Annotated in this window: 19 protein-coding genes; 12 read left to right on the top strand and 7 right to left on the bottom strand. The window is 39.1% G+C overall.

Features of this window, described 5'->3' with window-relative positions; all coding sequences use genetic code 11:
• The first annotated feature begins 63 nt into the window (after positions 1–63).
• From AC3M61_RS03085 to AC3M61_RS03070, 4 genes are all read left to right on the top strand, one after another.
• Entirely contained in the window at positions 64–633 is a 570-nt protein-coding gene (locus tag AC3M61_RS03085; RefSeq protein ID WP_029683925.1) for a hypothetical protein, read from the top strand.
• A 27-nt stretch (positions 634–660) separates the two neighbouring features.
• Positions 661–1,044: a J domain-containing protein gene (locus AC3M61_RS03080; protein WP_500779450.1), complete on the top strand. Its 384-nt coding sequence runs from the start codon at positions 661–663 to the stop codon at positions 1,042–1,044.
• Positions 1,045–1,073: 29 nt separating this feature from the next.
• Entirely contained in the window at positions 1,074–1,940 is an 867-nt protein-coding gene (locus AC3M61_RS03075; protein WP_029683927.1) for a DUF5685 family protein, read from the top strand.
• A 147-nt stretch (positions 1,941–2,087) separates the two neighbouring features.
• Positions 2,088–2,408 carry a hypothetical protein gene (locus AC3M61_RS03070; protein ID WP_029683928.1) on the top strand — a complete coding sequence of 107 codons (321 nt, stop codon included), beginning with the start codon at positions 2,088–2,090 and terminating at the stop codon, positions 2,406–2,408.
• Between the two features lie 110 nt (positions 2,409–2,518).
• On the opposite strand, the gene AC3M61_RS03065 is transcribed toward AC3M61_RS03070, so the two are convergent.
• The 6 genes from AC3M61_RS03065 to pulA all read right to left on the bottom strand — a co-directional run bounded on the left by AC3M61_RS03065 (position 2,519) and on the right by pulA (position 11,618).
• Positions 2,519–4,054 carry a tetratricopeptide repeat protein gene (locus tag AC3M61_RS03065; RefSeq protein WP_500779449.1) on the bottom strand — a complete coding sequence of 512 codons (1,536 nt, stop codon included), beginning with the start codon at positions 4,052–4,054 and terminating at the stop codon, positions 2,519–2,521.
• A gap of 75 nt (positions 4,055–4,129) precedes the next feature.
• On the bottom strand, positions 4,130–4,465 hold the full coding sequence (locus tag AC3M61_RS03060) for an HIT domain-containing protein (RefSeq protein WP_029683930.1): 336 nt from the start codon (positions 4,463–4,465) through the stop codon (positions 4,130–4,132).
• A gap of 30 nt (positions 4,466–4,495) precedes the next feature.
• Positions 4,496–5,776 carry a hypothetical protein gene (locus AC3M61_RS03055; protein WP_500779448.1) on the bottom strand — a complete coding sequence of 427 codons (1,281 nt, stop codon included), beginning with the start codon at positions 5,774–5,776 and terminating at the stop codon, positions 4,496–4,498.
• Between the two features lie 21 nt (positions 5,777–5,797).
• Positions 5,798–8,536: an isoleucine--tRNA ligase gene (gene ileS, locus AC3M61_RS03050; RefSeq protein ID WP_500779447.1), complete on the bottom strand. Its 2,739-nt coding sequence runs from the start codon at positions 8,534–8,536 to the stop codon at positions 5,798–5,800.
• Between the two features lie 97 nt (positions 8,537–8,633).
• The gene (locus tag AC3M61_RS03045; RefSeq protein ID WP_029683933.1) at positions 8,634–8,993 is read right to left on the bottom strand and encodes a response regulator; all 360 of its coding nucleotides are present in this window, start codon (positions 8,991–8,993) and stop codon (positions 8,634–8,636) included.
• Positions 8,994–9,068: 75 nt separating this feature from the next.
• Positions 9,069–11,618 (bottom strand): type I pullulanase, encoded by a 2,550-nt coding sequence (gene pulA, locus AC3M61_RS03040; protein ID WP_500779446.1) that lies wholly within the window; start codon positions 11,616–11,618, stop codon positions 9,069–9,071.
• A gap of 226 nt (positions 11,619–11,844) precedes the next feature.
• Here pulA and AC3M61_RS03035 point away from each other — a divergent pair, with 226 nt between their 5' ends.
• The 8 genes from AC3M61_RS03035 to AC3M61_RS03000 all read left to right on the top strand — a co-directional run bounded on the left by AC3M61_RS03035 (position 11,845) and on the right by AC3M61_RS03000 (position 19,339).
• Complete coding sequence (locus tag AC3M61_RS03035; protein WP_029683935.1) at positions 11,845–12,672, top strand: phosphate ABC transporter substrate-binding protein PstS family protein; 828 nt, start codon at positions 11,845–11,847, stop codon at positions 12,670–12,672.
• A gap of 55 nt (positions 12,673–12,727) precedes the next feature.
• On the top strand, positions 12,728–13,591 hold the full coding sequence (locus tag AC3M61_RS03030; RefSeq protein ID WP_029683936.1) for an ABC transporter permease subunit: 864 nt from the start codon (positions 12,728–12,730) through the stop codon (positions 13,589–13,591).
• Complete coding sequence (gene pstA / locus AC3M61_RS03025) at positions 13,588–14,418, top strand: phosphate ABC transporter permease PstA (RefSeq protein WP_029683937.1); 831 nt, start codon at positions 13,588–13,590, stop codon at positions 14,416–14,418. Before AC3M61_RS03030 ends, pstA begins: the two co-directional genes overlap by 4 nt.
• On the top strand, positions 14,415–15,173 hold the full coding sequence (gene pstB / locus AC3M61_RS03020; protein ID WP_500779445.1) for a phosphate ABC transporter ATP-binding protein PstB: 759 nt from the start codon (positions 14,415–14,417) through the stop codon (positions 15,171–15,173). Before pstA ends, pstB begins: the two co-directional genes overlap by 4 nt.
• A gap of 28 nt (positions 15,174–15,201) precedes the next feature.
• Positions 15,202–15,849 carry a phosphate signaling complex protein PhoU gene (gene phoU / locus AC3M61_RS03015; protein ID WP_029684195.1) on the top strand — a complete coding sequence of 216 codons (648 nt, stop codon included), beginning with the start codon at positions 15,202–15,204 and terminating at the stop codon, positions 15,847–15,849.
• A complete protein-coding gene (locus AC3M61_RS03010) occupies positions 15,846–16,541 on the top strand; it encodes a winged helix-turn-helix domain-containing protein (RefSeq protein WP_029684194.1) in 696 nt (231 codons plus the stop codon). The genes phoU and AC3M61_RS03010 overlap by 4 nt, the downstream gene beginning before the upstream one ends.
• Positions 16,522–17,526 (top strand): ATP-binding protein, encoded by a 1,005-nt coding sequence (locus AC3M61_RS03005; protein ID WP_500779491.1) that lies wholly within the window; start codon positions 16,522–16,524, stop codon positions 17,524–17,526. Before AC3M61_RS03010 ends, AC3M61_RS03005 begins: the two co-directional genes overlap by 20 nt.
• A 121-nt stretch (positions 17,527–17,647) precedes the next feature.
• The gene (locus AC3M61_RS03000; RefSeq protein ID WP_500779444.1) at positions 17,648–19,339 is read left to right on the top strand and encodes a methyl-accepting chemotaxis protein; all 1,692 of its coding nucleotides are present in this window, start codon (positions 17,648–17,650) and stop codon (positions 19,337–19,339) included.
• Between the two features lie 36 nt (positions 19,340–19,375).
• Here AC3M61_RS03000 and infB read toward each other — a convergent pair whose 3' ends face one another.
• Positions 19,376–21,445, bottom strand: a complete 2,070-nt coding sequence (gene infB, locus AC3M61_RS02995) for a translation initiation factor IF-2 (RefSeq protein ID WP_500779443.1) — start codon at positions 21,443–21,445, stop codon at positions 19,376–19,378.
• Positions 21,446–21,450 lie beyond the last annotated feature (5 nt).

The raw sequence follows: 21,450 nt of genomic DNA, 5'->3' as shown, positions 1-21,450 counted from the left end.
TCCATTTGCCAATTGTATGGTAGAATACTATAAACACGTAAAGTTACAAAGGAGCGGTTGAGGTTGAAAAAAAGTGGTGCGAAAATACAAGCACGTTCAAAGAAAATAGCGTACTTAGGTGTAATCCTTGGCTTTCTCTTCGTGTTCATTTACCTCGGTCATGCAACACCAAGTGAGTGGACATTTCTTATACTTTCCTCTTACTTGGCTTACGCTCCGTATATTTTGTTTGATAGCTTTTTTTCAGGATTCTGGACTGTTGTCGGTTTAAATATACTTGCTTACTTGTTTATACCAAGAATTGCATATGTTACTACATTTACCTTCATCTCTTTTTATGTTCCGGTGAGATATTTAACAAAGAAATTATCAGCACTACCTTCTTGGATTTTTAAATACGTTTATTTCAATATCGCATTTTTCAGCTGGGTTTATGTCCAAGGCAAGGTACTTGGAATCGATATACTTTCACAAACAGCAACAGGTATTGCAAAAGTGATACCAGTGAGCGAAGTTTTGGTATTTTATGGTATAATTGTTTTTGGCAATATTTTTTTTGCAGCATATGAGTATCTTTTTGAAAGAGTTGTTCAAGAGATGAAAAAATGGCTTGAAAAGGTATTTGTGAAATGAATAATTGACAAGTTGGGGGTGTTATACTTGGCGCGTAGTATATATGAGCTGCTCAATGTAGAACCAGATACACCACATATACAGATTGAGACGCTATACAGAGAGTATCTCGAAAAGTATGATCCGAAAAGATACGAAAATAGTCCACTTAAGCCGATTGCTATGGCAAAATACAATGAGCTGATTGAAGCCTATGAAGTATACAAAAGAGGGCAGGGTAATGAAATAATACCAGTTGAATATTCAAAGTTTGGTGGTTATGCAGATTCTATATTAAAAGGATACAGACCTGGATATTATTACAGAAGAAATAACGGTTGTTGTGACGATGTTTGTCAGTGTATTGGCTGTTTGTGGGTTGGCGATACTTGTTGTGAGTGTATGGGTGGAGATTGCATTTCGTGTATGTAAATTCTTGGATTTTTTAAGTGGGTGCTTTTATGTTTGGATACGTCAAACCAGAAAAAAGCGAACTAAAGGTTAGGGAACTGAACGAATTTCGCGCGTTTTATTGTGGAGTTTGCACAAGTTTACATAAATCGCGATACCTTGCAAAGTTGTTTCTGAGCTATGATGCCGTTTTTTTCGCATTGATTTTAACTTCGATTAGAGGCAAGATACTTGGATACAAGAAGCGTTTTTGTGGGGTTGAGTTAAGAAATATTTTGTATTACGAAAGTGATGAGATAAGTCTTGCTGCAAGTAATTTTCTTTTGCTGCTGAAATACAAACTTTTAGACGATGTAAGAGACGAAAGGAATTTTGTTAAAGCTTTGCTTTTGAAGTTTTTTAAAAACATCCCAGGGAGCTCCGCGACTTTAGAATCTCGCCTTCAAGCTCTCATTGTAGAACTTGGTGAGACAGAAAGAAAACGTGAACCCACCATTGATAAGCCTGCTGAGATTTTTGGTAGTATCGTTGCTCTGTTTTTTGAAAATTTGAGTGAGCTGTCTTCCGAACAAAGGACGGTGTTAATACATCTTGCCAGGCATGTTGGAAAATGGATATACGTGCTTGATGCGTTCGATGATTTGAAAAAGGATATTAGTAAAGGGAACTACAATCCATTGGTTATTCAGTTTGGATTTACCCATGGGATGGATATTCAAGAGTTTACTGAGAAGATTAGACCTAAGGTTAGGGAGTACTTATTCAAGATTCTTGATGAAGTGGTCCTTGCTTACAATTTACTTGAGTTGAAGACGTATAAAGGAATTCTTGACAATATAGTCTACCTCGGGCTGTTTGAAGAAACGGAACGTGTTTTAAGCGGAAGAAAAACGTGCAAAAGGATTTATACGGCGTAATTCTTTTAATTCATTACTTTGTGATACTCCTTTGCACTTTTAAAATGTGAGGAGCTATGGTAAAATAAACAGGTCGCTACAAGAATTTTTTTTAGAGGTTAGAGGATTCGTTGAGAAGCCTATTTTTGTTAGTCAGGAGGTTTTAGGATGATAAGATGGAACTTGTATTCTTTTGGAGAGTTTATCCCACATTGGTATAAGTGGGAAGACGGAACGAAGTTTGTTGTAGTTTACGGCACATATGAGATAGGTGATTGGGTCTTCCAAGATTCGAAATTGGAGATAGAACTAATTGAGGTTCCAGATGAGTTAAGAGATATAAGAGAAATATACGAATTCCCTTGGGAAAGATTCAAGATACTGCCGACAGAAAAAACGGTGGTTGTTAGTCAAGGGAACTTAGAGGATATCGCAGAAACAGAATTCGAAAAGTTTGTATTGGGACTTGATAATAAAAGCGAGGGTTAGTAAATTCATTGCGTCCCTTGAGATTCTCCACGACGGTATAAAACAATAAAGCAAGAATAAAGCGGGCATGATTTTGCCCGCTTTTGTTTTATAATTTCTCTTAATATAGCTCAGATTTTTGTCATGATTTCCAAGATGAATTTCGTAGTCTTTCTGAGAGTTTCATCTTTTATTTGTGCCATTTCCTCTTCAGATGGTTGATAACCAATTGTTTTGAAAAGATTAATCGTAAATGTCTCATAATCCGAACAATCGGTATCAAAGAAATCGTCCAAAGGCGATTCCAGTAGAGAGATTAATTTTGTTGAAAATAAGAAGTGAATTTCTTCGATTTCACTGTGGATATCCTCAATGATGCGGTCTATATTCTTATCGCCAGAGAGTATGTGTTGGTATAGCCTCAGTATCGCTGTTGAACACGCAAGTGGAAGTCCTGCACCCATGGTTGTTAGTGTGATTTTAGTAGCGTTCTTTTCCATAATTATCGGTTCAGTGCCTGCTATGTAGATACCAGCCAGGATATAGGGGAAGTAATCGGTGCTTGCCTTATTGACATCTTTTAATACAGGTTGAATGTTCATTAACTTTATGAATTCTTCAATGATTATTTCTCCATTATCATCGGTTGATTGTATAATAGTTTCCAAGGCTTTTTCAAACGGGAACTCTGCTTTTTCGAGTATTTCTTCTGATTTTTTCATTTCATTTTCGAACTCGGCATCGTAATGTTTTTTACCAACAAAGAACTGGATTCTTTCGAAGTTTTCTGGGAAATCCTCTTGCACTTTTTCAAATGTTTCGTAAGCTTCTTCATATAGTCCGAGTCGACGTTGGAGTATGCCAAGCTCGTTGATTACTTCAGGAGTTTCGTATTGTTTAGCTAATTCAAGTAAGAGGTTGTAAGCTTCGAAATGCTTCCCAAGTTTTGTCAGAGTATAGGCAAGGTTATACATAATCTCGGGTTTTTTGGAAATCTCCAGACCTTTTTTGAAGACTTCTTCAGCTTTTTCATATTGTTGGCGTAGGTTATATACGACCCCAAGTCTCAAGTATGCTTCTGGCATAGGTTCAAATCTTATGCCTTCGGCGGACAATTCGCGTGTTTCCAGCTTTTGAATTATCGAACGGTAAATTACCTCTGCGTCACTCAGTTGCCCAAGTTCCATGTATATGTCCCCGATTTTTAGAAGAGGAAGTAAGAAGTTCGGGTCACTTTGGTAAGCTTTTGTGTAGGCCTCCATTGCTTCATCATAATCTTTTTTGGCGAACAACACGTTGCCAAGTTCGTAATAAGCGAGTGAGAAGTTTGGATTAAGAGCCAACGATTGTTTAAGTTCTATTTCTGCGAGCTCATAATTTCCTAATTTTGCTTGCAAGATAGCGTTGTAGAAGTAGTATCGGTAATCTTCTTGGAGTTCTTTAGCTGTCTTTAGAATTTGCTCTGCTTCTTCGAATTTTCTTTCGTTGATTAGTACTTTGAACTTTTCATATAAAAAGTAAAGCAAATACGATTTCCAGTATTCGCTCTTTTCTACCTTGTATTGTTCTTGAAGTCCTCTCAGTATCACATCGATTGGTATATTATTTTGGTCTGTTACAAGCAGAAGGTCTTCAGCAAGTATGGGTAACTTAACCGGCAAGTTCAACTTTTTTGCAACTTCCGGTTTGATAGGAAGATATACTATTGCCTTTATTTTCTCCACCTCGCTTTTTGATTTAGATTATCCAAGAGGTCCTAATTTTCTGCCTCCGATTATGTGGAAGTGAATATGGTGCACTTCTTGTCCAGCGTCTTTGCCGTTGTTTTGAACGATTCTGTAGCTTTCCAAACCACTTGTTTTGGTTACGGTCTTTATAACTTCGAAGAGTTTCCACATCTTTTGACTATCCTCAACAGAAAGTTCGCTTACCGTTGGCACATGCTTTTTGTAAATCGCCAGTAGATGGACAGGTGCAACAGGTCTAATGTCTTTGATGACTATGAAATCTTCATCTTCATATACTTTTTCTGAAGGGATTTCTCCGTTTATAATCTTGCAGAACACACAATCTGCCATATCCAACCCCCCTCGAAACTACTAAAAAAGTTATTGTTCTTGAATTTTCGTAATCTTCTTTATTTTGCTTTCTAATAGATAGTATTTTGCATTTCCGATGTTCAGTTGCTCAATAGCGGTTTTAAATAAATAGGCAATGGAATAATTTTCAAGTTTTGCGTTTGATAAAGATGAGTTTTTAAGTTTCAAGACACTACCTTTGGATGCTTGTAAATTTGTAATTTTAGAAGAAACAAACGCAACCGTTGAAAGGTCGGAGACCGAAAATTTTTCAAAACGAGAATCGTAAGAAAGAACATTTGATACTAATCCCACTTTTACGTTATTAACAGCTGTGTTGTTTATCACAACATTCCCACAATTTTGGATTTCAAGTTCTTCAATAGATGAATCTATGATGTATACCGCATAAACGCCACTGATTGATACTCTATTAAGCGAAGATTTTCTAATTACTACAAAGTTAGTTAAATTGGCATCAATATTTCGAAGATTTGAACCATCTACAAAAATCAGCGCGCCTCTGTCCGAGGTAATATCAATTTCGGGACCAATGGCGCTAACATAAGCTGAACCGTTATCGGAAACTGTGAGTTTTCCACTTCCCAAAAAGTTAACAGGTCCTGTTGTGATAAGAGCACCTTTTATGTTCAATTCAGCATTAAGAGCGTGAATTATCGTAACTCCACTCTCTAGAATAATAGCGCTTTTCTCAGGGAGTATGGTTTTGCTGATTATCCTGTAAGGTGATTTTGAAGAAAGTAAGAACTTCCTACCAGAAATATTTGTAATCGGGTTTTGTGAATCGAGTATGTCAAGCTTCTCAAGTGTTGGCGGAACAAAAGCAACATCCGCTACATTACCAAAATCATCACTAGAAACTGCCAGATAGAATCTGTCAGAAAGTTTGATTTCGTTTGATTTATCGATAGCTTTTAGGGCTCTTACCGTTGGGTCGTAAAACGTGACCGTACTGTCAAAGACATAAGTATAAACTTCCGTAATTCCATTCAGTCGAATTTGGTCGGGAGAGGTTTTTACTTCGACAGTGTATTTTTGACCATTAAAAGTTACGGTTCTCTTCCCGTCAGCTAAGAGCATCCCATCAAGAAATGTAAAAGGAAAGTTTTTTTCATCAACTTTGAGTTCTTTTCCCAGTTCAACCTTTGCAATCCCCAATTTTTGGGGAACCAAAACCCCGGCAGTCGCGATGACTACCGGGATGGTTAAGATGATTAAAACTAACAAAGCCGGAACTACTAATGTTACTGAACGTGTTTCTTTGAAAACATGTTTCACAATTTTTCCCATCGTCTCATCTCTTCTTACTTTTTATTTCCTTTCCCCTCTAAGCACAGCTGAACAGCGTGGACATGTTTCTGGGTGTACTAGGTCTTTACCGGTATCTGGATGATATTTCCAACAGCGCTGGCATTTTTGTCCTTCTGCTCTTTGGACTAAAACGTTTGCGAACTGACCGTTTAATCCAGATATGTTTTCAGACAAAGTCACTTTTGAAACGATGAAGAATTCTTCAAGCAGTGACTCATATTTTCTGAGCAAGTTTTTCAATTCTTCGTTCTTTGCTTCAATTATTACATGGGCATCGAGTGAATGACCGATAATATCAGATGCCCTGGCGTTTTCCAGTGCTTTCAACACATCGTCTCTTATGAGTAGCAGATGGTTGAATTCCTCAAGAAGCCCTTCATCGATGAATTCCTTTCTAACTTCTGGCCAGTATTCAAGGTGCACGCTTTCGTATTTCTTCAAATGGCTTTCTTGGTAAGCCTCTTCTGCCGTGAACGGGATAATTGGTGCAAGAATCTTTATCAGTGCTTCAAGTATGTAGTGTAAAACGGTTTGGGCAGACCTTCTGTAAATGGAATCTTTTGCTTCGACATAGAGTCTGTCTTTGAGTATATCTAAATAAACAGCGCTTAGTTCTGTGGTGCAGTATTTAACAGTTGCGTTGTAGACCTTGGAGTATTCGAATTCTTCGTAGTACTGTGTTACCTGTTCGATGAATTTTTGGAGTCTGCCAAGTGCCCATCTGTCTAATGGGAGCAGTTTTTCGTATAGCAGCAAGTCTGCTTCTGTGAAATCGTAAAGGTTGCTGAGCAAATATCTCAAAGTGTTTCTAAGTTTTCTGTAGACCTCGACTTGCTGTTCTATTATGTTCTTACCAACCCTGATGTTATCGAAAAAGTCCGTGCTTGCAACCCACAATCTCAATATGTCAGCACCATATTTATTGACTATTTCCATCGGGTCAATTACGTTTCCGAGAGATTTACTCATCTTCCTTCCTTGTTCGTCTTTGATGAAACCGTGAGTGACGACGGCTTTGAAAGGTGCAGTTCCCGCTTTCGCAGTGGACAAGAATATGGAGCTTTGGAACCAACCTCTGTGTTGGTCATCACCTTCTAAGTAAAGGTCAACTGGGAACTTCTCACCTTTGGAGCGTATCACCGCTTCCCATGAACATCCAGAATCTATCCAAACATCTAGTGTATCATGTGTCTTTTCAAAATTCTTACTTCCGCAAGCTGGACATTTGAAATCTGGTGGGACCAGTTCGTTAACGTCGAGCTCGAACCAAGCATCTGTGCCTTTTTCTTTGACTATATTTGCAAAGTGTTCGATTACCTTTGGGTCGAGTGTAACTTCGCCACAGTCTTTACATTTTACCGCGGGGATTGGTACTCCCCAAACCCTTTGACGTGAAATCGTCCAGTCTGGTCTTTCCTGAACCATTGCGGTGATACGATTTTCTCCCCAGGCAGGATACCATTTGACTTTCCTTATCTCTTCGAGCACTTTACCTCGTAAGTTATTTTTATCAACGGAGATAAACCACTGTGGTGTAGCACGGAACATAACCGGTCCTTTACAACGCCAGCAGTGTGGATAGCTATGGCTAATCTTTCCTACCTTAATCAAAGAACCATAGTTTCTTAAGTCTTCAACTATAACTTTGTTGGCATCCCATATCTTTAATCCTTCGTATTTTCCTGCCTCTTTTGTGAACCTGCCTTCGTCATCCACGGGCGAGAGAACTGGAAGATTGTATTTTAAACCTGTTTGATAGTCTTCTTCACCGTGTCCCGGAGCCGTATGAACACAACCGGTACCGTCTTCAAGTGTTACGTAATCGGCGAGAACAACAACGGAAGTTCTGTCGTAAAGTGGGTGTTTTGTAAGTTTGCCTTCGAGTTCTTTACCCACGAATTTTTCAACAACTTCAAAATCAATACCAACATCTGCGGCGAATTTTTGAAGTAGTCCTTCCGCAACAATCCAGTATTCTTCGCCGACCTTTATTTTGACATATGTGTAATCTGGATGGAGTGCGATAGCAACGTTCGCTGGGATAGTCCAAGGAGTTGTGGTCCAGATAACAATATACGTGTCTGGTTTATCGACCATTTGGAATTTTACATAAATGGATGGTGATTCATGGTCATGGTATTCGATTTCTGCTTCCGCAAGGGCTGTTCTGCACGTTGGACACCAGTAAACTGGTTTGTTGCCACGATAGACGTTGCCGTTTTCCACCAACGTTTTGAATACATCAAGTATGTGGTATTCGTAATCTGGGTCGAGTGTTATGTATGGATGTTCCCAGTCACCTTTTACACCAAGGCGTTTGAATTCTTCTCTCTGAATGTCTACGTATTTCAGAGCAAACTCTTTACAAAGCTTTCTTATTTCAACGGGTGATTTTTTCTTAGCTTCTTCTCCCAGTGATGTTGTAACTCTGTGTTCAATTGGTAATCCGTGTGTATCCCAGCCGGGAACATAGGGCACTCTGTAACCGCGCATGGTTTTGTACCTTGTTACGAAATCTTTCAGTATCTTGTTCATAGCCGTGCCAAGATGGATATCTCCATTTGCGTATGGAGGTCCATCGTGGAGAAGGTATGTTGGTGCATTTGCTCTTGTTTCCAAAGTCTTTTTGTAAATCTCCTTCTCTTCCCAGAACTTCAACATCTCCGGTTCTTTGTTGACAAGGTTTGCCTTCATTTGAAAGTTTGTTTGTGGTAAGTTCAGTGTTGGTTTGTAGTCCAATTTGAGCACCTCCTAATGCAGTTTTATCTTATCAGCTATTTTATAATAGAAAAAAAGGGGTGATGCCCACCCCTTTTTTGAAAGGTGTGGGCATCATTCACATGTTAATCAAACGGCTGATTACTTCTTTTAACTCAGTTAAATCAGCAGACTTTACAATGTAAGCATCAGCTGCCCATGAAGCCATATCGCTCTTGTAATGAGAGTAAGCAGTCAATAGAACCAACTTTGTTTCGCGCCTGATTTCTCTTAATTTACCTGCAAGTTCCAATCCGTTCATACTTCCAGGCATCTCGATATCGATAGTAACCAGATCGTATTGCTTTTCGGCAAATTTTTTTAGCGCTTCATCAGCATTTTCAGCTTCATCTACTTCATAGCCGGCGTCCATTAGTTCTTCGGCTATTAGTAATCTCATGTTGGGTTCATCTTCAACTACGAGAATTCTTTTGGGCATACTCTTACCCCCTTTCTCGGGGATATTATACCATATGAACTGTTATTATTTCAACTCATCGATAACAAATTTATGTTAGTTAGCTTTGTACATTACCATGGCTGATGTAGCTTTAATGTTTATCTTACCGCTGACTTGGTAAAGAACCTTTGTTCCTGCGTTGTTTTTGTCAACAACGACATTCCATGTTCCTTCTGGAAGTGTGAACTGTTGGTCTTTTGTGTCGCCATTGTAGATTACGAGTATTTCCTTCCATGGGTCGTTTTCATCTTTAAGCACGAATGCTACCATCTTTCTCGGCGTTGGTAAGAATGTCAGTTTCTTTCTTATATCCTCCGCAGTCCTTTGCCTAAACGCAATGTGTGCTTTTCTCAATTCGATAAGGCCTTTATAGTAATTGAAGACATCTATAAACTCGGCTTTTCTAGCATAGTCAAGCCCGTTTATGGAGATTGGTGAATTGTAAGAGTTCTCGTCGAATTTCTTCGTTCTTGCGAAATCCTGACCTGCATGTAGGAATGGTATACCTTGTGATGTCAACAATACTGCACCAGCGAGTTTCTGAGCATCTTTGAGCATTTCTTCAGTCCATTTTACATTTGTGTCTGCCTGTGCTGCCAAGTAGTTTTTGTCCCAAAGTGTGTGGTTATCATGGCATGCAACGTAGTTTATGGTCTCTTGTGGGTCTTTCGCAAAGCTTCGAATTACCTCATCGTATTCAATGCTACCTGCGACTCCACGTTTTACACCTGTTTCCTTAGCAAGTGCACCCATCAAGAAACCTTTTACTGTTGGGTTGAAAACAGAACCACGGAGTGCATCTCTGAATTCATCGTTGAACGCAGCAATACCTGTGCCACCGACTTCGGCTTTCCCAAATCTAATAGGTGCTCCCCAACCACCCCAAGGTTCACCATAGAGAACGACAGAAGGTTCTATCTTTGTGAGCTCTGATTTTATTGCAAGCATTGTTACCTTATCCATCAATCCCATTTGGTCAAACCTGAAACCATCGATTTTGTATTCTGTGACCCACCATTTGAGTGTATCGATTATGTATTTTCTCATCATCGGCCTTTCGCTTGCAATAACGTTACCACAACCACTTTCGTTCAAATATGCACCTGTTTTGTCAATTCTGTAGAAGTAATATGGAACTGCTTGGTCAAATGGAGACATTACACCAACACCCCAAGTGTGTGGGAAGACCATATCGAGGATGACCCTTACACCATTTTCATGAAGTGTTTTAACCATCTGTTTGACTTCGATGATTCTTGTGTATGGGTTGATTGGGTCTGTTGAGTAGCGGCCTTCTGGAACCGTAAAGAGGTATGGGTCGTATCCCCAGTTGTAGCTTCTTTCAAAATCTTTATCAGCTTCGTCGCCTGTCCAGAAGTCGAACATTGGAAGAATATGAACGTGCGTAACTCCAAGCTCAACGAGGTGGTCAAGACCGGTTGTTACACCATTGGGACCTCTTGTGCCTTTTTCTGTAAGTCCCAAGTAAAGTGCTTTGTTTTTGACACCGGAATTATCAAGTCCGGTCATGTCTGCAATGTGGATTTCGTATATTATCGCATCTTCTGGGGCAAGTAATGGTGGTCTTGCAACTTTTTCCCAACCCTCTGGATTTGTTTTGTTGAAGTCGATGATAGCGCTCTTTGCAGAATTCTTAGTTACTGCTTTTGAGAAGTAATCAACAGATTCTCTATATTCTCCATAGCTGAAGTACCTGATTTTGTAGAACCATCCATCCCAGTTCCCTTCAAGAATTGCTTCCCAAGCTCCGTTACCTATGTATTTCATTGGAACAACTTGCGTTGGTTCTTTATCATCCCAATTTTTGTAAAGTAATACATCAACGGTCTTTGAAACAGGGGACCAAACTCTTATCGTTGTCTTTTCAGGGGTGTATTCGAATCCAAGTGGACCATCGTAATAAATCTTGTCCAGAATTTCCATCATGACCACTCTTGCCGGTTTGTATCCCTCTATTTCTACTTGGACATCTTTGTTAACATCCTCAAGTTTGATAGGCTCAGCAAGAACCACTTTGACGTGGTTTGTTCTGGAAATATCTGTCGGATTTGCCTTCTCAACACGAGCAATTCTGAGAGGTTTACCATCGATTGTTACTTTCGCTCCGACCTTTGTAGTGTCCACTTGACCGGTTAGGTATGCTTCAATTGTGTATTGGTCCCTTGCCTGAGCAAAGAGCACACGAGGACTCGTATCTGGTTTTGTCGTGTAAATCTGTTCGATTCCTTGCAAGAGCCACACCTCCGCCTTACCATCTTTGATTGTTATGAATCTATCCATGGCTACGTCCTTTTCTCTCCATTCTCCAAGTCTAACTATTATTCCTACTTTCGTCAATGTCTCTGGGAATTTAACTTTTGCAACAACCCCAAAGTCGTCTTTTTCCGTAAATTGATAGGCTGCCCCTTCCTTTGAAATAGGTTCAACCCACCAAATCCAGAGGTTCCATCCGTCGTAGTTGCCATCCCACCTGTGATAATGGATAATCAGTTCTGTTTCCGCAAAGCTTATCGACAATGCGAATACGATGAGTAATAATACAGAAAGCTTTTTGAAAAAGCCCTTGTTTGAATCTCTAAACATACCCTGACACCTCCTTAAGTTGGTGTTTCTGCACAACTATTTTGCACCCAAAGTATTATACATTATCCAAGATTTTTTTCCACAAAGTTTTGGAAATGTTTCCAGTAAAAAGGAGTGCGAGCAACACCTTGAACAACGGAACTTAACAATTCTTAATATAGCAAAAATTTTACTTAATAGACTTCTGAGAAAATAAAACTGAACTTTAAAACAGGAGGTGGAAGGTATGAGGAAGTTCATTTTAACGTTAGCGCTTGTTTCACTTTTTGCAGTATTTGGTTTTTCGGCTTCGTTGGTTATAAAAGGTTCGAACACGATGCTTGACATTGCGCAGTTGTGGGTTGAAGAGTTCAACAAACAGAACCCTGACATCAAAGTTACACTTGAGGGTGCGGGTAGTTCAACCGGGATTGCAGCACTTTTCAATGGAACAACGGACATTGCAAACTCTAGTAGATGGTTTAAAGAATCAGAAGTTCAAAAGATGATTGAGATGAAGAAGTGGTTTGCTCCTGTTCTTGTTGCTTGGGATGGTATCGCAGTAGTCGTTCACAAAGATTTGCCTGTCAAGAACCTCACAGTCAAGCAAATAAAGGATATCTACACAGGTAAAATCACAAGGTGGAACCAAATTGATCCAAACCTTCCAGCAAGAGATATCGTTGCTTTCTCCAGAAACACAGCTTCCGGAACGTTCGAAGTCTTCAAAGAAAAAGTGCTCGGTGATGAAAAGATGTCCCCGAGGGTAAGAATGCTCGAATCATCAATGGCAGAGCTTGAAACTGTTGCCAAAACTCCATATTCTATAGCTTACTTTGGTGTTGGCTACGTTGACCAGAGTGTTAAAGTTATCTCCGTAAACGGAGTTATGCCGACAAAACAAAATATACTTTCTGCAAAGTACCCACTTTCCCGACCACTCTTCATTTTCATCGATATAACCAAAGGTTGGCCCGAAGAAGGACCAGTTGCGGAATTTTTAAGATTCGTAATGTCAAAGAAAGGACAGGAACTTGTTGAAAAAGCAGGATTTGTCGCTGCTCTTGGACAGTAAAGAGAGTCACAAAAAGTAAAGAGAAGGTCCTGCTGAACAAGAAAGGGGATGCGATGTGCATAGAGAAATAAAAGATAAGGCAAGAAAAGCATTGATGGTAGTATCTTCAGTTACAGCAATCGCTGCTCTCTTTGGAATATACTATTACCTCGTTAAAGAGTCACTTCCAGCTATCCGCTCCGTTGGGGCGGAGCTCTTTTTGTCTGACCAATGGTATCCCGTTTGGGAACCAGGAGAATATGGCATGAGAGCACTAATTATAAATTCGTTGATTGTGACTGTGTTGGGGACGTTATTTGTTGTTCCTGTTGCATATTTCATAGCCATCTATTTACATGGTTTTGCATCGAAGAGGGAAAAATCAATAGTAAGAAGATTGATCGAGTATCTTTCAGGTATACCATCTGTAATTATTGCTTTCGTCTTTCTTACATACCTCAGTCCTATTTTTCCGGCAATAGGTATATATTCTCCTCAGAATTTGTTACTTGCTTTAATAGGTTTGTTCTTTTTAACAATACCAATAAGCACGGTTTTAATATTGGAATCCTTAGACAGCGTTCCAAGAGAATTAGAGGAAGCGAGTGCGGCACTCGGAGCACTTCCGTTGAAGACTTACATGAAAGTCACAACTAGAGCTGCGCTGCCAGGCGTTATGAACGCTATAGTTTTAACAGCGAACAGGATAGTTGGTGAGACGATTGTTGTGTTGCTCCTTGGTGGTGGCGCTGCGATGGTGCCTACTAAATTGACTGACCCGTTTAAGACATTGACAGCTGCGATTGCAAGTGAAATGCCGGAAGCTGCTAAATTTTCGATACATTACAGTGCACTATTTTTTGCAGGTTTGGTGCTTGTAATCTTCTCGACAATATTTGAACTCACATCGGTTATGTTGTTAAGGAGGAGCCGAAGATGAGGAAAATAGCTAAATCACGTGTGGCTGAAAACAGAAAGACGAGAATCGCTTTACGAATTCTTACGTATATAATTTCTTCACTTATCGTTGCTCTTTTTCTACTTGCGTTTATGCCAGGTTTGAAATATTGGTCATGGGAGTTTTTCACTCAATTTCCAAAAGAGCGCATGACCGGTGGAGGTATATTTCCAGCCATTCTTGGTTCTGTTTTGCTGACTGTAACATCACTTGCGATAGCGATTCCACTTGGTGTATTGTTGGGAATTGTGCTTTCGGAATATAATTTGACCTATATAAAGTTCGCAGTTACTATTTTGAGCGGTATACCTTCCGTTGTCTATGGGCTTTTCGGATTGGGGTTGTTTTGTATCACAATGAATATGAGGACTTCCATTTTGGCCGGTGCTTTAACACTCTCATTGATGGTCTTGCCGGTTATATCATCATCGGTTTACGAAGTGATGCAAGCAATACCAAGAGAACTTCGGGAAGCAGCGTATGCTCTGGGGGCTCGAAAGAGCGAAGTAATATTTGAAATGTTAGTCCCTTCAGTTAAGAATACCATCCTTACTGTTTCATTTGTCAGTGCGGGTCGTGTGATTGGTGAAACAGCGCCACTCATTCTTACGGCTGCCGTTTTCTATGCAACTCAGCTACCACAAAACCTGTTTTCACCGGTTATGACTATGCCAACCCACATATATTTCTTAACTGCTGCATATGGAAGTGGTGCTCGATGGATGGCTGAAGGAACAGCTTCTGTTCTTATACTATTTGTAATTTTAGTCTACACAATAGCATTTATGTTCAGGAGGGAAAAGAAATGACGGATACAGTGATTGAGATTAAGAATTTTAACGCTTACTACGGTGAAAAAATAGCTGTTAAGGATGCTAATTTGAAAATACAGAAAAACAAAATTACGGCAATAATGGGTCCATCTGGTTGCGGTAAATCAACGCTGCTTAGAAGCATCAACAGAATAAATGACTTGATACCTGAATTCAAGGTGCAAGGCGAGATACTATTTCATGATAAAAACATATACGACCCGGATGTTGATGTGTACACCCTCAGAAGAAGGATAGGGATGGTTTTCCAAAAACCAACACCCTTTCCGATGTCTATCTTTGAAAACATTGCCTATGGGTTGAAGTTGATAGGTGTAACTGACAAAAAGGAACTCAAAGAAAGAGTACGTAGTGCACTTGAGATGGCTGCTTTGTGGGATGAGGTTAAAGATGACCTTGAGAAAAGTGCTTTAAAACTGTCTGGTGGGCAGCAACAAAGACTTTGTATAGCAAGAACGATAGCAATAGAACCAGAAGTAATATTGTTCGACGAACCCACAAGTGCACTTGACCCAGTTGCTACACAGAAGATAGAGGCTCTTATCGAAGAGCTTGCAGAGAAATTTACTATAGTCATTGTTACACATAACATAGGTCAGGCGTCGAGAATTTCAGATTACGTTGTTTTCATGTATCGAGGTGAGATAATCGAACAGAACGTAACTTCAAAGCTGTTAACCAATCCAGAAAATGAAATCACTCAGCAGTTCCTTAGTGGTAAAATAGGATAAGGGAAAATAAATGAAGGGAGGAACACATATGACAGACGAAAAGCACCATTTCGAAAAGGAATTCTCGATGCTTAGAGCGGAACTTTCAAAGATGGTTTCTTTAGTCACAGATTCGATAGAAATGGCGTCATTGACATTTGAGAATTTGGACCGTTCAGTTGCAAGAAAGATTTTAGAACTCGATGATGAGATTGACAACCTCAACAGAGAAATTGAAAACCTTGTGATAGATATCATTGCAAGGTTTACGCCTCTTGGAAAGGATTTGAGGTATACAATAGCTGCAATGAAACTTGCTAACAACCTTGAAAGAATAGGGGACCATGCGTGTAACTTCGCCGAAAAGACGTTATGGATTTCGGACAACATGCCTGAATTTAAGCCTTCAGCCTTGGTAAAGCAAATGTTTGGAGAAGTTATCAATATGCTTCAAAAAACGGTTTTGGCGTTCTCCAGAAGGGACGTTGAACTTGCCATAGAAACTTGGAAGATGGACGACATTATTGATGAATTAGACAGGAAAGTGACCAACGATGTTGAAGGTTTCGAACCTCACACGTTGGTTCTGAACGTGCTTTTCGCTCGTGACTTAGAACGTGTTGCTGACCATTTGACTAACATATGTGAAGAGATAGTATTTATAGAAACAGGAAAGGAGTTAAAAGAACTGCTATGAGGGTGCTTGTCGTTGAGGACGAACGCTTGCTGGCGGAAAGTATTAGCAAGATGCTCAAAAACGAAGGGTTTGAGGTTGAAATTGCATACAGCATATCTGATATGTACAAAAAAATTGAGATGTTCGAACCAGAACTAATTGTGCTCGATTTAATGCTACCTGACGGCAATGCGTTGAACGAAATTCAAGAGCTCAAGACTGAACTCCCAGAAGTTGGAATTATCATTATTTCAGCAAAGAACACCGATTTGGATAAGATAATAGGTATTGAACTTGGTGCCGATGACTACGTAGGTAAACCCTTCAACACAAGAGAACTTGTCGCCCGTGTGAAGGCGTTCTTCAGAAGAACAAAAGGGTTAAAAGAGGTTATTCGCTACGGAAAGCTAGAGATATATCCAGAAGATTACACAGTTTTCTATGACGGTAAGAAAATAGAACTGACATCAAAGGAATTTGAAATTTTAAGACTTCTTGCTCAACGTCCAGACAGGGTATTTTCCAGAGAGCAGATTTTGGAAGAGTTGTGGAAGGACGATTTCGAAGTCTACGATAGAGTGATTGATGTTCATATAAACAGTCTGAGAAAGAAACTCGGGAAGAATTGGATAGTAACCGTTCGTGGAGTTGGATACAAATTCTCAAAGAAAGGGGACACATCCTTTGAATCAGATGAATCCAACAGAGAATAGGTTATCAAATACCGAGTTAGCAACGAAACTTCTGGACCATGTTCAAGAAGCGGTTTTTGTTTTAAACGGTTCAAAAATTATATACGCAAACAAAAGAGCAAAAGAGTTTTTTGGAGAATGCGAAGGTTTGGATTTGTTTGAACTTCTCATCTTAGAAAAGGGAACCTTGCTTGTTGATGCAATACACTCTGATAACTACAAAAATACTTTAGAATTTGAGGACAGGGTTTTTTCCAGTAAAAAAGGTGGATGGGTCTATTTTCATATCTCGTATATAAAAGAACTTTCTACCTTAATTCTTCGTGATATCACTCAAGAAAAAATTCTACAAGAAGCTAAGGATAATATGTCCGTTTTAATAGCCCATGAGCTCAAGAACCCGCTTGGTGTATTGCTAAGCACTATATCTGAAATGATTGAGGATGAAGATGACGAGGAAAGTTTAAAAAAGTTACTCGCAGTTGAGAGGCAAGCACTTAGGCTTAAAAGAATCGTCGAACAGGTCGAGTATATAACCAGGGCGCAACTAGGGCTTTACACACCTAAGCCTGTTACAATTAATGTAAGAAGGTTAGTAGAGACCGTTTTAGACGATGTAAAAGAGCTTGCCCACACAAAATCGATAAAGATTGAAAAGCACATAGATGTTGAAAAATTGGAGGCTGATGAGTTTATAATTAGGACCATACTGAAAAATCTCCTCTCCAACGCGGTTAAGTATTCTTTCGAAAATTCAAAAGTTATTATCAAAATTACTGAAGGTTACATCTCTGTTCGAGATTTTGGTGTTGGAATTCCAGAGGAAGAAATTCCCAAAATATTCAACAGATTCTACCGCACATCAACGGGTGTTAAGATGGCTTCGGGCTCAGGTCTAGGACTTGCTGTGGTTAAGCACCTAGCAAATATTGCCAATTATAGAATTGAGGTCAAATCACAACATATGATTGGAACAGAATTTATTGTATATTTCCGTTCTGAATAATGTTTTTATTCTAAAAAATAAGCCAGAGAAAAAGCTCTCTCTGGCTTTTTGTTTTTTTAATTTTTGTGATATAATGAAATAAATATTGCACTTTTATTTCCTTAAAAATGGGGGTGAGCCTATGAAACTTAGAACTCTTTCAATAGTAATTATTCTACTCTCGGCTGTATTCGGATCTTTGCTAAGTTACTATGTTTCTTACCACATGGTTGAGAAACAGCTTGGTGATGATGCAATTACAACTCTTCGTGTTGTGAAGGTTGGTATAAATCCATCGAGTATGAGAAAAGTTGTTGCTACGATGTCTGATACTATCCCAGAATACGAAGAGATTCACAGTTACCTTAATAAAGTAAGGGAAAGTACTGGTTTAAAGTATCTATATACATTTTTCTTCAACAAAGATGGTAGCATAACTTATGTTGTAGATGGTTATCCAATGGATTCTGAAAACTTTTCAAAACTTGGTGATAAAGATACTGACCCTGCTATTAGCCCAAAAGAATTTGAATCAAAAGATTGGGCAAATACAAAGATAAGATACTATGAACAATGGGGTTATTTAAAGACCGTATACTTAAGACTCGGAGATTTCTCGGGGAAGACAGTGTATATTGGAGCTGACTTTGATGCCGATTTTGTAAAGAAACAAGCTTTTGTCAATTCTATCAACATATCGCTTTTAATCTTGGCTTTCGAGATAGTATTTATAATCCTCATATCATATATATTGCGAAAAATAAAAGTAATTTCAGCTTTGATGAAAGAATTTGCTAAAGGTGATTTGACAAAATCATTGGATGTGAAGGGTAAAGATGAATTAAGCGACTTACTTAGAGACGTTGAAAACACTCGTGTTAGTTTGATAACATTTATCGGTGATGTGAAAAATAGTATGAATACTGCTTCATTGGAAGTTGATAGTAACAGAAAGCTCGTTGAGGAAACTACTGAGAATTTCCATGAAAGTATTGAAGAACTCAAGAGAGTATTTCAAAATATATCTTCAGCTATAAACAATGTTACGGCAAGTACAGAGGAAATTGGTGCTTCTGCTTCAAGTATGAGTGATAGTATCCACAGGTTTATGAATGAATTGGAAAATGCAACAAAATCTCTGTCCATGATGTCAAAAAATGCCGTTGAGTCAAGAAAGATGATGGAAGAAAGTGTGGAAGCTTTGAGAAATGCAAAGCAATCAGGTGAAGAGATTTCGAAACTTGTTAATGAGCTTTCCGGAAAGAACACAAAGATAGAAGATGTACTCAAAGGAATAACAGGAATAGCCGAACAAACAAATTTACTTGCTCTTAATGCGGCTATCGAAGCGGCAAGAGCTGGAGAAGCTGGTAGGGGATTTGCTGTTGTTGCAGATGAGATAAGAAAATTAGCAGAGCAAAGTAAGTTGTTTGTAGGGCAGGCAAAAAGCATTCTCCAGAGTATATTTGAAGACATAGGGAACATAGATGTGAAGTATTCTGAAACGCTTAAAGAAATTGTTGATAGCACGTCACGGATAAATTCTGCTTCTGAAAGTTACAGTGTTATAAGTACAGAAGCTGAGAGAATTTCTAAGATACTCGGTGAACTGACAGTTGAAGGACGCAGTCAAGGAGAGATGGTTGGAGAGATAGCGGATGCGATAAATGGGTTAGTGAGTTCTATAGAGGAAGTCGCAAGGATGGTTAATACGTTCGAGGAGACTATAGAGTTTATAAGTGCATCGTTTAAAAAGATTCAAGTATCTTCAGATGCTTTAACAGAAGCGTTTAGAAAAGTTGATGAAGATATTAGTAAGTTTAAAACTCAATAACCAATAAAAAGCCACCTTCAGGTGGCTTCTTATTATTTATTGATTTTCATTTTCTTTTTCATTTTCCGATGGTTGCTCAATCAATGCTGTCAGTTTCCTTGGAACTTTCTTGATTATGTAGAATTCCAGCTCGTCCCCTTCTTTTATGTCATCAAAATTCTGGAACTTTATACCACATTCCTGCGGGGCGCTAATTTTGTTAACATCTTGCTGGTAATGTTTTAAGCTCTCTATTTTGCCTTCAAAAACCAACGAACCATTTCTGTATATCCGAACGAAACCGCTTTTGTCTACAAATCCATCGTACACCTGCACTCCTGCTACGTTTCCATATTTGTGAATCTTAAAGACCTTTTTAATTTCTCCTGTTCCTGTCTTTTCTTCAACTTCCTCGGGTTCAAGCATACCTTCAAGGGCTGCCTTTAAGTCTTCGAGGAGTTTGTAGATGATAGTATATGTCTTTATCTGAACACCTTCAGATTCTGCCAGTTTCGAAGCTTGGGAATCAGCTTTCACTCTGAAACCAAGTATGATAGCTTCAGAAGCTGATGCAAGCATAACATCGCTTGTGTTTATGGCACCCACTGCCGCGTGGACGATGTCTATATCAATTTCGTTTGTTCTAAGCTTTGCTATAGCATTTTGCAAGGCTTGGAGTGAACCAACCGTATCTGCTTTCAAAATAAGTTTCAGTTCCTTCTTTTCGCCTTCTTGCATCTTTTTCAAAATTTCTTCGAGTTTTATCTGTCTTTTCTTTCTCAACTCACGTGCTTCGATTTCTCTGACCTTTTCTACAATTTCTTCCGCTTTTTCTTTTGATTCAACAACGTAAATGATACTGTGCGGGTCTGGGAGTTCTTCGAAACCAACTATCATAACAGGAGTTGATGGTTCCGCTTGGTTTATGCGTTTTCCTTTATCATCTATAAGCGCTTTTACTTTTCCGTAAACCTTCCCAGCCACGACGTAGTCTCCCACTTTGAGTATACCATCTTTGATTATCGCATTTGCAACAGGTCCGTATCCTTTATCAAGACGCGTTTCTATCGTTACAGCTCTTACAGGTTTATTAGGTATGCACCTTATATCTTGCATTTCAGCGACCAATAGAATCATCTCAAGCAAAGTATCAACATTGGTTCCGTTTCTTGCAGATATGGGGACAACGATAGTGTCTCCACCCCATTCTTCAGGTATGAGATTCAGTTTTGTGACTAAATCTTGTTTTGTGAGTTCAACGTTTGCGTTTGGTTTGTCTATTTTATTGATAGCTACAATAATTGGCACATTTGCAGACTTTGCATGGTTGTAAGCTTCTATTGTTTGTGGCATAACACCGTCATCTGCAGCGACCACGAGAACAACGATATCAGTTGCTTGGGCTCCTCTGGCTCGCATTTCGGTAAAGACTTCGTGTCCAGGAGTGTCGATGAAAGTAATCTTTTTCCCATTGACCACAACTTGGTATGCACCTATACTTTGTGTAATTCCACCCTCTTCTTTTTCAGCTATTCTTGTCTTCCTTATATAATCCAAAAGAGTGGTCTTACCATGGTCAACGTGCCCCATCACAGTTACAACAGGAGGTCTTGGAACTAACTTTTCTTTGTCTTGGTAAAGTATCTCGAATTGCCTCTTCAGCTCGTCAAGAGGATTTTCCAACTTGACTTCTTCTTTTCCTTCCTCTTCTTCAAATGTGAGTCGAACATCATACATCTTTGCAATTTTCTTAGCAAGTGATACTGAGATTGGCTGTCCTGGTTTGAGAACCTCGCCTTTCATGAAGAAGTCTTGAATGATTCTGTTTTGCGGAACTTTTATCTTTTCCGCAAATTTATCTAATTTTAGGTCCTCTTCTGTAATATGAACGGGAGGTTTTTTAGCCTCTACTTTTTCCTTTGTTGGTTCCTTTGATTTGGTTAATGTTACATCTTCCTCCTCGTCGAGTGTTTCTTTGTAAATTTCGAGGAGGATATTCACAGTCTCTTCATCGATAAAACTCATGTGACTTTTTACTTCAATACCAAGCTCCTCCAATTCGTGGAGCAATTCTTTTGTATCCATGTCAAGTTGTTTTGCAAGTTCATAAACCCTCAGTCGTGCCAAAAAAT

Source organism: Fervidobacterium sp., assembly GCF_059913585.1.
Note: the sequence above shows the minus strand (reverse complement) of the source record. Positions and strands in the feature narration are given on the sequence as shown.

What these genes read in the sequence shown, in the direction of transcription:
- AC3M61_RS03075 (WP_029683927.1), top strand. Translation starts at nt 1,074, where the DNA reads ATGTTTGGATACGTCAAACCAGAAAAAAGCGAACTAAAGGTTAGGGAA.
- AC3M61_RS03070 (WP_029683928.1), top strand. Translation starts at nt 2,088, where the DNA reads ATGATAAGATGGAACTTGTATTCTTTTGGAGAGTTTATCCCACATTGG.
- AC3M61_RS03060 (WP_029683930.1), bottom strand. Translation starts at nt 4,465, where the DNA reads ATGGCAGATTGTGTGTTCTGCAAGATTATAAACGGAGAAATCCCTTCA.
- AC3M61_RS03055 (WP_500779448.1), bottom strand. Translation starts at nt 5,776, where the DNA reads ATGGGAAAAATTGTGAAACATGTTTTCAAAGAAACACGTTCAGTAACA.
- AC3M61_RS03045 (WP_029683933.1), bottom strand. Translation starts at nt 8,993, where the DNA reads ATGCCCAAAAGAATTCTCGTAGTTGAAGATGAACCCAACATGAGATTA.
- pulA (WP_500779446.1), bottom strand. Translation starts at nt 11,618, where the DNA reads ATGTTTAGAGATTCAAACAAGGGCTTTTTCAAAAAGCTTTCTGTATTA.
- AC3M61_RS03035 (WP_029683935.1), top strand. Translation starts at nt 11,845, where the DNA reads ATGAGGAAGTTCATTTTAACGTTAGCGCTTGTTTCACTTTTTGCAGTA.
- pstA (WP_029683937.1), top strand. Translation starts at nt 13,588, where the DNA reads ATGAGGAAAATAGCTAAATCACGTGTGGCTGAAAACAGAAAGACGAGA.
- pstB (WP_500779445.1), top strand. Translation starts at nt 14,415, where the DNA reads ATGACGGATACAGTGATTGAGATTAAGAATTTTAACGCTTACTACGGT.
- phoU (WP_029684195.1), top strand. Translation starts at nt 15,202, where the DNA reads ATGACAGACGAAAAGCACCATTTCGAAAAGGAATTCTCGATGCTTAGA.
- AC3M61_RS03010 (WP_029684194.1), top strand. Translation starts at nt 15,846, where the DNA reads ATGAGGGTGCTTGTCGTTGAGGACGAACGCTTGCTGGCGGAAAGTATT.
- AC3M61_RS03005 (WP_500779491.1), top strand. Translation starts at nt 16,522, where the DNA reads ATGAATCCAACAGAGAATAGGTTATCAAATACCGAGTTAGCAACGAAA.
- AC3M61_RS03000 (WP_500779444.1), top strand. Translation starts at nt 17,648, where the DNA reads ATGAAACTTAGAACTCTTTCAATAGTAATTATTCTACTCTCGGCTGTA.